Source organism: Microbacterium psychrotolerans (genome assembly GCF_031085295.1).
Taxonomy (GTDB): Bacteria; Actinomycetota; Actinomycetes; order Actinomycetales; family Microbacteriaceae; genus Microbacterium; species Microbacterium psychrotolerans.
The window spans coordinates 384,655-396,390 of sequence record NZ_JAVFWO010000001.1; the positions used below are offsets into that span (position 1 = coordinate 384,655).

Below are 11,736 nucleotides of genomic sequence, written 5' to 3' on the forward strand. Positions count from 1 at the left end.
TCTGCGCGCTAAGGCACCGCCGTGTACGTGAGCGTCAGCGTCGGGCGATACGACGCACTGGTGGCCTCTCGCGACCAGATCCGCACATTGTCCGTCCCCGCCGTGCTCGACATCCGCATCGTGATCGTCTGACCCGCCAGCCCTGCGAGGTCGGTCGGTTGGATGGTCACGGTGTAGGCGGTGTTGGTGGCGCCGGCTCCCGCCAGCTCGCCGATCACGCCGGACGCGGTCTGCGTGACGCGCGTGTTCCACGTCATGCTCGCCTCATTCCACGGCCCCGACACCAGGTGGAAGGCATGTGTGTCGGCGGATGCCGCTGTGGAGTCCGTGGACGTTCGCACCGACAGCGAGGCGGACGTCAGCTGCATCCCTGCCGGTGCGGCAGGCAGGGCGAACGACATGAACGACTCGATCCCCGTGCTGAACCGAGACGACAGCTGGTTGGTCGTGCCGTACGTCCCTGCAGCGTTGCTCGCGGCGACCATCGTGTCGGCGGTGGTCACGACCGACTGCACGACGGGCGGTACGACCGGCGGGGTGATGGTCGCCGAGACGGCGGACGAAGCCGCACTCATGTTGCCCGCGGCATCCCGTGCCGTCACCCGGTAGTACCAGGTGCCCGTGGGGCGCCCGCTGTCGGTGTAGGACGAAGCGGTGACGTCGGACAGCCGGGACGACGCGTCGGCGACGAAGTCCGCAGCGGTACCGCGGTAGACCGTGTAGCCGGTGACCCCGCTGTTGTCGGTGGACGCACTCCAGGACAGCCCGACGTCGGCGTTGCCGACGACGGACGCCACCAGACCCGCCGGCACCGAAGGCGCCTCGGTATCGGGGCCCGCGACGGGCGTGAAGGTGAGCTTCACCGACGGCCGGTAGGTCGCCGATGTCGCTTCCGCGGACCAGAGCCGGACGTTGTCGCCGCCCGCGCTCGACATCCGGAGCGTCACGGTCTGGCCGAGGGCGGATGCGAGTGGACCCGTGGTCAGCGCGACGGTGTAAGCGGCGTTCGTGGCCGTCGCGCCGGTGAGGCTGCCCAGAACCGCCGACGTCGCGGTCACCGGGCGGTTGTTCCAGTTCACCGTGGCTTCGGACCACGCTCCGGACATCAGGCGGAACTCGTGCGCGTCGACGGAGGCCGCCGTGGTGTCGGTCGACGTCCGCACCGAGAGCACGGCGCCCGTGAGCGCAGTGCCCGCGGGAGCGGCCGGGAGCGGGACAGCGAGGAACGACTCGATGGTGCCCCCGGTCCCGCGCGACGACAGCTGATTGGACGTGCCGTAGAGCGTCGTCGGAGACGACTGCGCGACCATGGCGTCGTCGGTGATCGGCACCGTGATCTCGACCGGAGTGCCGCCGTTGGCGAGGATGGTCGCGTAGGCGCTCGCGGACGCCGCGCTCACGTTGTTCTCCGCGTCCCGCGCCGTCACCTTGTAGTACCAGACGCCTGCTGTCCGGCCGTTGTCCGTGTACGACGGCGTCGTCACGTCGGCGATCTTCGAGGAGGCGTCCACCGCGAAGCCGGCACTGGTCCCCCGATACACGGTGTAGCCGGTGACGCCGACATTGTCCGCGGAGGGCGACCAGGTGATGGTCACGTTCGCGTTGCCGGCGACGGAGGTCGAGAGCCCGGTCGGCACGGTCGGCGCCTGCGTGTCGGGACCGGAAGCGGGTGTGAATGTCAGCCGCAGCGACGGCCGGTAGGCCGCCGACGCCTCCGCGGACCACAGGCGGACGTTGTCGCTGTTGGTGCCGGACATGCGGAGGGTCACCGTCTGTCCCAGGAAGGAGGACAGACCCTCGGCGCCGAGGTTGACGGTATAGGCGGAGTTGAGCGCTGTCGCACCGGTGAGGGTGCCCAGCACGCCGGTCGCCGTCGTGGTCGGGCGGTTGTTCCAGTTGACGGCATCCTCGGTCCAGGCGCCTGTCACCAGCCGGAACTGCGGCGAGTCCGTCGTCGCGGCGGTGCTGTCGTTCGAGGTGCGGACCGACAGCACGGCGCCTGTCAGCACCGTCCCTGCCGGCGCGGCCGGCAGCTGCAGCCGGACGAACGACTCGATCGTTCCGTTGGTGCCCCGCGCCGACAGCTGGTTCGACGTGCCGTACAGGGTCGTCGGAGCCGCCTGGGCAACCATGGCGTCCTCGGTGGGCGTGAGGGTCACCTCGACCGCCTGCGACGGCGGCTGGATGGTCACCGACGCGGACGACGGAGCGCTGACGTTGCCCGCGGCATCCTGTGCGGTCACTTTGTAGTACCACGTGCCGGCGGCGCGTCCCGTGTCCACGTGACCCGGCGTCGCGACCTCCGCGATGCGGTTGCCCGCGCTCGGCGTGAAGTCCGCCGCGAGGCTCCGGTAAAGCACGTACGAGCTGACACCTCGGTCATCGGTCGAGGCATTCCACGCGAGCGTCACGTTGGTCCCGCTGGACAGTGTCGCCGTGAAGCCGCCCGGTGCGCTCGGGGCCGTCACATCCGGCGGGACGATCGTGACCATCGCGGTGTCGGAGGGCTGACTGACGTTGCCGGCCGCGTCGCGCGCGGTCACGCGGTAGTAGTGCGCACCCGCCGAGAGTCCGCTCTCGCTGAACGATGTGCTGCTGACCGTGCCGACCAGCGTTCCGTCGGCGATCGCGAAGCCCGCGGCATCCCCCCTGTAGACCCTGTAGTCGATCACATCGACGTCGTCCGCGGACGGCGCCCACGTGACGGTCGCACCGTTCGCGCCCACCTGTGTCGCGGCCGGGCTGGCGGGTGCCGTGGGGGCGTCGATATCGGTGACGAGGAGCTGCCTGGGTGCTGAGGGCGGGCTCTCGTTCTCGGCGCCGTCGACCGCGGTCACCCGGTAGTAGTAGGTGCCCAGGGCGGGAGCGTCCTCGTGGTACGAGGTCGTCGCCGTGGTCGCGAGGAACGAGTCGGCGTCGGGGGCGAAGTCGGCCGCGGTGCTCCGGTAGACGCGGTACTCGAGCACGCGGGTGTTGTCGGTGGATGCCGTCCACGACACGTCCACACCGCCGGAGCCGTGGGTGGCGGAGAGCCCGGAGGGCGTGGTCGGGGACGCGGCGTCCTGGACCCCGAGCGCGTAGTGGCGGGCGATCTCATTGGCGGCGAGGCCGCCGTTGTACACGGCGAACTCGTCCAGCGCCCCGCGGAAGTAGGAGTTCGAGGTCGCGCCGGGCCAGCTGCCGAGGTTGCCGCCGCCGATGCGCCAGTACCCGCTCGTCGTATCCGCGCCGGTGACGCTGCTCTGCGCGACGAGCCCGCCATCGACGTAGAGCTTCCGACCGGAGGAGTCCAAGACGCCCACCGCACTGTGCCACTTGCCGTCGGCGTAGCCGAGCGGGCTGGTCACGACGGCTGCCGAGCCGACCCACGAGCCGAAGACGAGATTGCCGCCTGCGGTCATGTACAGATGCTTGTCGTAGTTCGTGCCGTTGCCGGTCTGCGCGTTCTCGAATCCGAACAGCTTGCCACCGGCAGTCGTCGTGTTGAACCAGATCTCGGCGGTGAGGGCCGCCGAGGGCGTGAGCGCGGCCTGCGTGGCGACCGTGCCCTGCTGTGTGCCAGGTGTCGTCACCGCCGTGTTGCCGGGGATGATACCCGGCTGACCCTTGGTGACGCCGGTCCGGTACACCCCGGGGTAGGTGCTGAAGCGGGCGGCGTCGGCGGCTGTGGTTCCGGATGCTTCGCCGAGGCGCCAGTAGAGCGTGGGGTCCGTGGCGAAGACGCGCGTGCCGTAGGCGTCGGCGGGCGCGTGGTTGAGATCGAGTTCCCGGCCCGCCGCCTGGAAGTGGTCGGCTACGTCACCCGCGCCGAGTGCCGACGAGTAGACCGCGGTCTCGTCGATCGTGCCGGCGAAGAAGTTGCTCGTCGGCCGGTTGGGCCACCCGGAGAGGTTGTCTCCGCCGACGTGCCATACCCCGGAGTACGACTGGGCGACCGCGTTCGAGTTCTGCGCCACGCGCACCCCGTCGACGTACAGCGCCATGCCGCCCGCGCCCTGCGTGCCCACGATGTGGTGCCACGATCCGTCGTTCAGGGCGCCGACCGAGGTCAGGGTCACGGTCGAGCCGGTGTACGCGCCGAAGACCACCCGGCCCGTATTGGTCATGTAGAGGTGCCGGTCGTAGCTGCCGCTGAGCACTGTCGCGCCGTTGTCGGTGCGTGGCCGACCGCTTCCGAATCCGACGATCTTCCCGCCTCGAGTGGTCGTCGTCCTGATCCACGTCTCGACGCTGTACGTCGTCGGCGCCGGGGCCAGGCCCTGGTGCCAGACGTAGTCATCGCCCCCGTCGAAGACGAGGGATCCGCTGGCGTCGCCTGGGACGGGGGTGTCGGCCGAGTTCGCCGCGCCGTTCTCGAGCACGCCCGCTTGGCGGCTGGTGTTCGTCGTCGCGGCAGAACCGTCCTGCAGCCACGAACCCGTCGTGTTCCCCTGCCAGTAGATCGCGGGAGCGTCGGAACGGACGGATGCCGCATAATCGGCCGCGGATGCGACCGCGGTGGCACTGGCCACCTGCGAGAGCACCGAGCTGTTCGTGCCGTCGGTCGCTCGCACACGGTAGGTGTAGGTCTGCCCCGCGACCACATCGGTGTCGACGAACGTCACCTGGGGGCGGTTCCACCACACCGAGGACGACGCACCGCTCCAGATCGGGCTCGAGGAGTTGTTCCGGAAGACCTGATACGTCAGCGTCGAGTCGTCATCGTCGACCGACGTGCGGATGCGGACGTCGATCGCCCCGCTGCTCTGAGCGACCGCCGACACCGTCGGCGCCGGCGGATTGCCGCTGTCGGTGGTCCCGAAGCGCGTCAGGTGGTCCTGCGGCGCACCGTTGATCGTCGTGAAGTCGCCGCCGCTCCACATGAACTGCTGCCCGGTCGACCTGCCGGTCGCGACGACGAGCGCGCGCGGGCCGATGCCCTCGCCGATGCCGTCGTTCGACTTGGGATCCCACGCGAAGTGCGACCCGTCGACCGCGCTCTGCGCGAGGAAGTAGTGACGTGTGCCGTCCTGCTGCGCATTCACCGAATCGCAGTTGTGACCGTGGCTCACGGAGTAGAGGGTCGTCTGGTACTGCAGTGTCATCTGAGTGGCGCCGAGGCACGTGTCGCGCCACAGCTGGTCGCCCGTCGCCCACGAGAACGCCGCGCGTCCGTCGAAGACACCACCGCCGGTGCCTTCGTTCGAGATGTAGAACCTGCCGTCGTCCGCGCTGAAGATGTGCTTGGTCACCGAGGTGTTCGCGATGAACCCGGCGGGATAGGTGCGGATGTTCGCACCGGTGACCGCGTCGACGATGGCGATCGAGTGCGAGGACGCGCCGTTGACGGAGAAGAAGTCCCCGCCGATCGCGACCTTGGAGCCGTCGGGTGAGACGCCGATGCCTCGGCCGATGTCATCGACGTTCGCCGTCCACGGAAGCAGAGCCCCGGTGGTGACGTCCACGGCGGCGAACCTCTGGCGCGCTTCACCGCCGACGGTGAGGAACATGCCGCCGAAGTACATCGTCGTCCCCTTCACGGCGATGGTGTGCACGATCGAGGAGATGCTGGGGAGGCGAAGGCCGGTGACGGTGCACGTGCGGACGTCGATCTGCGCGATGCGACCCGTGGACACCCCGCCGACGTTCGAGAAGTTGCCGCCGATGTAGACCGTGTTGCCGTCGGGCGCCGCGGTTGCCGCATAGACCGCCGGCGTTCCGCCGGCCAGCGCGAGACTCAGCTGGCAGCCGTCGGGGTTCCCGGTCTCGGCGTCGAGGATCGCCAGGGCGTTCACAGCGACCGGCGAACCCGAGCCTCCTTCGGGCGGACGCAGCTCGCTGAACGTGCCCCCCGCCACGACCCTTCCGGCCGACTGCGCGAGCGCGTACACCGTTCCGTCGGTCTGCCACGTCGGCAGGTCGTCGGCGCTGAACTGAACGCCGGGCGAAAGAGCCGAAGCCGGTTCGGGCGGCGCGACCGCGACGAGGCCGACCACGAGCGCCGATGCTACGACGACACCCATCCAGTTACGTGAGACCACGGGTCACACCCCCAACGCCCACAGACGTGTCCGTGGGCCCTCCCAGAAGCACCGCCGGGTTCCCAGTCGTCGAGTTCGGACGCTTCCCAGGCGCGTCTCTCGGCATTCGGGACGATGCAAGCGACACTGTACGCCTCCGTTCGCGCTTTGTCTCCAGGGCATCTGCGGCCGGGAGATCCGGTGCGTGATGACACCCTCGGCTCCGACGAGCCGCGAGTGGAGGCATCGCATTCGAACGGTGTATTCCGCATGACGCGGTTGCGTTGTATGGTGTGCCCCAGAACGTCCCTCACCGGCAGGTGAGGGACGCTGACGGCCGTTGAACCCGAAACCGACGGCCGGATGAACTGCGTTCCGCGCCGAGAGGCGAGGGACGCTGACGGCCGTCGAACCCGAAACCGACGACCGATGGACCGCGCTGGGGAGCGCTCTCCGAGATGCGTCGTGACGATGTCGTCGCGCGTCCGCTGGGGAGGATAGATGACTGGGGAATGGCGCCTCGGCGCCCGATCGTCACGCGTATCGACGTCGCCGGAGACCGTGGAAGAGGAGCCGGCCTCGGCGACGGATGCCGCCGTCGGCGCGTCGGGAGGTGCGGCGAGACGGCGAACGGCGCCGCGGGTGCTCTTCGTCGGCATCAATTACGCACCCGAGCCGACGGGCATCGCACCCTACACGGGGGGTATGGCCGGTGCACTCGCGGCGCGCGGATGGCGGGTGCAGGTCGTCACGACGCATCCGCACTATCCATGGTGGAAGGTCCAGGACGGCTACGGCGGCTGGACCCGCACCGAGACGCGGGATCTGGTCGACGTCACACGACTGCGGCACTATGTGCCTCGGCGCCACACCATGGTCGATCGCGCACTGTCGGAGCTGACCTTCGGGCTCAGGGCCACCCTCGCCCGCTGGCACCGCCCGGATACCGTGGTCCTCGTCAGCCCCGCGATGATCTCGTCCCGGCTGGCCGCCGTCCGCGCCGCCCTGACGGGCGTACCGACGATCGTGTGGGTACAGGACATCTACACACTCGGCGCGCGGGAGACAGGTGCCGTGTCGCATGGCGCCCAGGGGATCGCCGCACTGGAGCGCGGGCTGATGAACTCCGCCGACCGGGTCGTGGCGATCCACGACCGATTCCGCCGCGTTCTGCAGGAGGACCTCTCGGTCGCCACGCCCGTCGACGTCGTGCGGAACTGGTCGCACGTGAAGACGGACGGCGCCGGGCGCGACAGCGCGCTTCGCCGAGAGCTCGGCTGGGGGGACGAGGACGTGGTCGTCCTGCATGCCGGCAACATCGGGGCGAAGCAGGGACTCGAGAACGTCGTCGATGCCTCCATCGAGGCCGCTCGCCGCGGATCGCACGTGAAGTTCGTCCTGCTGGGCGACGGGAACCAGCGCCCCGCCCTGGAGGCGATGGGGGCCTGCTCACGACTTCAGTTCCTCGATCCGCTGCCCGACGGCGCCTTCGAGCGCGCGCTCGCCTCGGCCGACATCCTCCTGGTCAACGAGCGGCCGGGTCTCACCGAGATGGCCGTTCCCAGCAAGCTGACGACGTACTTCGCCACAGGACTTCCCGTGATCGCGGCGGTCGACCCCTCGAGCATCACGCACGACGAGGTCTGCGCGGCCGGAGCCGGACCGTGCGTCGCGGCCGGCGACCCGAGCGCACTGGTCGATGCCGCCGAGCGTCTCGCCGCCGACCCCGCAGGCGCGCAGGCGTTCGGTCAGGCCGCGCGGAGCTATCGCGATGCCCATCTCGGTATCGACGCCGCGGTCGCCTCGTTCGAGGCGACCCTGCAGGCGGCGATGGTGTCGGGTCGCCGCGCAGCGGCAGGCGCGCTCGCTGGTTCGCCGAGCCGTCGGCACCGCCCCGTCCTCCACCACTGATCTCGCCGCCGCGCGGGCGGCACATGTCGAGGACGGGTGCGCTGCGTCGACTGACGAAGGCCCCGGGCGCGGCATCCGTTCACCGGCCGCCGCCCGTGGGCGCGGGCGACGGCCGGGCCGGCGGCGGAGGGCTCGCTCCGCCGCCGGACTCTCCCCCGATCAGGGTGTCGTGTACGTCAGCGTGAGTGTGGGTCGGTAATCCGGTGACGTCGCCTCACGGGACCACAGCCGGACGTTGTCGCTGCCCGCCGGACTGGACAGACGCAGGGTGATCGAGGTGCCGGCGAGCGGTCCGAGATCAGCAGCGGAGAGGGTCGCGGCGTATGGGCTGTTCAGCGCCGTCGCTCCCGTGAGCTGCCCCAGGACGACCGAGCCCACATTCGTCGGGCGGTTGTTCCAGGTGATCGTGCCCTCCTGCCACGTGCCGCTGACGAGCCGGAACTCGTGGATGTCGGTCGATCCGGCAGTCGAATCGTTGGACGTCCGCAGCGAGATCGTCGCCGACGTGAGCACCTGCCCGGCCGGCGCGGCCGGCAGGTCGAACCGCAGGAAGGACTCGATCGTGGTGTTGAAGCGCGACGATATCTGGTTGGTGGTCCCATAGGCGAACGTCGGGTTGACGGCCGCGGCCATCGAGTCGGCGGTCGTCACGATCGTCTGCGTCGTGGGTGGAGCCGGTGGATTGGTCACCGTGGCGCTCGCGGCGGCCGAGGCCGCGCTCACGTTCGCCGACCCATCCCTGGCGGCCACCTTGTAGAACCACGTTCCCTGCGGTCGAGCGCTGTCCGTGAAGGTCGTCTCCATCACGTCGCCGATCCGGGAAGCGTCGTTCGCGGTGAACCCGGCCGTCGTGCCTCGGTAGACGAGGTAGCCGGTGACGCCGACGTTGTCCGTCGAGGCACTCCAGTTCAGGATGACGTTGTTGGCGCCCTCGACGGCCGCCGTCAGCCCCCCGGGCACGCTCGGCGGCGTGCTGTCGGGAGCCACGATGACGACGGATGCCGCGCTCGACGCGCCGGAGACGTTCCCGGCGGCGTCACGAGCGGTCACCTTGTAGTACCACGTGCCCTCGGAGAGCGGCGCGTCGTGATACGAGGTGCCGACGACGTTCGGCTGGATGAGCGTCTCCATGCTCGGCACGAATCCGGCATCCGACCCACGGTAGAGCGCGTAGCCCGTCACCCCGGCGTTGTCGGTCGAGGCGGTCCACGAGATGTCGGCCGCCTGGCCCGCCGCCACCGCGTTCACCCCTGTCGGGACGCTCGGCGCCGTACCGTCGACGACGGTGACGGGAGCGGAGGCCGCGGAGGCCGCGCTCGCGTTGTTGGCGCCATCGAAGGCGACGACCTTGTAGTAGAAGGTGCCGGGCGGCGGTGCGACGTCTTCGAACGTCGTGCCGGCGACCGTCCCGCGGAGCGTATCGGCCGCGGGCGTGAACCCGGCGGTCGTCCCGCGGTAGACCCGGTACCCCGCGACGCCGACGTTGTCGATCGAGGCGGTCCAGGTCACGTCGACGTTCGCCCCGTCGAAGGACGCGCCCACCCCGAGCGGCGTGCTCGGAGCCACCGTGTCGACGAAGCCCGTCCCCACGCTGAAGTGGTTCTGCACCTGCTGTGGCGACAGGGCCCGGTAGTACACCGCCGTCTCGTCCAGCTGACCGTCGAAGTAGCGGTTCACCAGGGTGTTGCCGGCACTCGGGTAGCCGTTGAGACTGTCGCCGCCGACATGCCATGTGCCGTTGTAGGTGCCGCTGCCCGTCGTGGCGTTCTGCGCCTGGAGGACACCGTCGACGTACAGCTGCATGCCGCCCGGACCCTGGGTGCCGACCACGTGGTGCCACTGCCCGTCGTTGACCGCCGCGAGGCTCCGCAGCGTCGTCGTGCCGAACCCGGCGCGCACGCCGAACCGGAGGAACCCGGTCCCGTTCTCCATGTACACGACGCGATCGACAGTGCCGCTGGTTCGGTCGACCCCGGTGTCCGTACGAGGGCGCCCCGTCGACGATCCATAGTTCGCAAGAGCCCCACCTGTGGTCGACGTCGTGCGGAACCACGTCTCCACCGAATACACGGTGGGTCCGGGTGCGATGACGTCGTTCCAGATGTACTGCGGCAACCCGTTCGCCTGCGTGTCGGTGAACGTCGCGCTGCGGCTGGCGTCGTTGGGGATCGCGCCCGCGGCGGTGCGGTTCACGCCGTTCTGCGCGAGGCCGTTGAGCCCGACGACCGTCGGGCCGGCGCTGTCCACGACCCACTGCGCGTTCGCCGTGTCGTCGTAGCGGTAGAACAGCCGCGGCTGATCCGCGATGACCGTCGATGCGTAGACGGACCCTGTCGCCGATGCCGTCGCCGTCGCCGTCCCCGACAGGGCGCTCTGGTTGTTCGCCCGGTCGATCGCGCGCACGCGATACGTGTAGCTCGTGCCCGGTGCGACATCCGTATCGACGAAGGTCGCCTGGAACCGATACCAGTGCTTCGACTGGGCGACGCCCGTCCAGACGGGGGTCGTCGTGTTGTTGCCGCGATAGACGGCGTACGTGATGTCCGAGTCGTCCGGATCGTAGACGCCGCGGATGTTGACCTGGACCGCGTTCGGCGTGATGGCGCGTGCGGCGATGGCCGGGACCGGTGGGGCGCCCGTGTCGGTCGGGCTGAACCGCGTCAGGCCCTGCTGACTGGCCCCGTTGACGCGGGTGAACTCACCGCCGACCCACAGGTACGGCGTGCCGTTCGTGCCGGGCCCGATCGCGATCGAGCGTGGGCCGATGCCCTCACCGGTGCCGTCGTTCAGCTCCGGGAGCCAGCCGATCTGCAGCTGCGTGGGGTCGGCGGCGTGGGTCACCGAGAGGAAGGTGCGCCGGCCGTCGGGGAACATCCCCATGGCCCCGCAGTCGTGGTGGTGGTGCGCCTGAAACAGCAGTCCTTGGTACGGCACCATCGTCTGAGTCGCGCCCGCGCAGTTGTCGCGCCAGGCCTGGCTGTAATCGGACCAGTTGTAGGAGAGAGCGCCGTCGAACCCGGCGAAGCCCTCCTGGGCCACGAAGAACCGTGTGCCGTCGGAGCTGATCGTCTTCGTCCGCGAGGTGTTGCCGACCGTGCTGGCCGGCCATGTGCGCAACACCGCTCCCGTCGTCGCATCCACGACGGCGAAGCTGTGGGACGCCGATCCGTTGATGTCGAACCAGTCGCCACCGATCGCAAGTCGGGTGCCGTCCGGCGAGAGCTGGAGCGCATCGCCGCGGGCATTCTTGTTGGGCACGACAGTGGTGCTGTACAGCTCCTCCGTCGCGCCGGACGCGTTGGCGACGAAAGCCGTCTGCAGAGTTCCTGCGCGGTTGACCTTCGCGAAGCTGCGCCTGGTCTGTCCGGCGACCGTCTGGAACACGCCTCCGAAGTAGACGAAGTCGTTGGAGGGCTCGATCTCGAGCACATAGTTCGAGATGCCGTTCACCCGGAACGGCGTGACGGTGCACGTCGCGACATTGATCTCCGCGAGCCGGCTCACCGCAACGCCGCCGACGCTCGTGAACTGGCCGCCTACGAAGACCGTATTGCCGTCGGGGGCCGCTTTCACCGCGTACACCGATGCCGCGCCGGCGCTGTAGGCGACCGGCAACTGACACGCGTCCGGCTCCCCGGTCGCAGCGTTCAGGATGGCGAGGCTCTGCAGACTTCGCGCGGCGCCCGCCTGTCCTGCGCCCGGCCTGATCTGACTGAAGCTTCCCCCTACGACTGCTCTGCCGCGGGATATCGCCACCTGCCAGACAACGCCGTTGGTCTGCCAGGTCGGCAGCGCATCCGCGCTGAAAGGCAGATCAGGCGAGAGG

Annotated in this window: 3 protein-coding genes; 1 reads left to right on the top strand and 2 read right to left on the bottom strand. The window is 69.6% G+C overall.

Features of this window, described 5'->3' with window-relative positions:
• Positions 1-8 precede the first annotated feature (8 nt).
• Positions 9-6,002: a DNRLRE domain-containing protein gene (locus Q9R08_RS01670; RefSeq protein ID WP_308866076.1), complete on the bottom strand. Its 5,994-nt coding sequence runs from the start codon at positions 6,000-6,002 to the stop codon at positions 9-11.
• 498 nt (positions 6,003-6,500) lie between these two features.
• Here Q9R08_RS01670 and Q9R08_RS01675 point away from each other — a divergent pair, with 498 nt between their 5' ends.
• Entirely contained in the window at positions 6,501-7,910 is a 1,410-nt protein-coding gene (locus Q9R08_RS01675; protein ID WP_308866077.1) for a glycosyltransferase, read from the top strand.
• Positions 7,911-8,069: 159 nt separating this feature from the next.
• Here the strand turns inward: Q9R08_RS01675 and Q9R08_RS01680 are convergent, their stop codons facing one another.
• Positions 8,070-10,847 (bottom strand): LamG-like jellyroll fold domain-containing protein, encoded by a 2,778-nt coding sequence (locus tag Q9R08_RS01680; protein WP_470365355.1) that lies wholly within the window; start codon positions 10,845-10,847, stop codon positions 8,070-8,072.
• Positions 10,848-11,736: the final 889 nt, after the last annotated feature.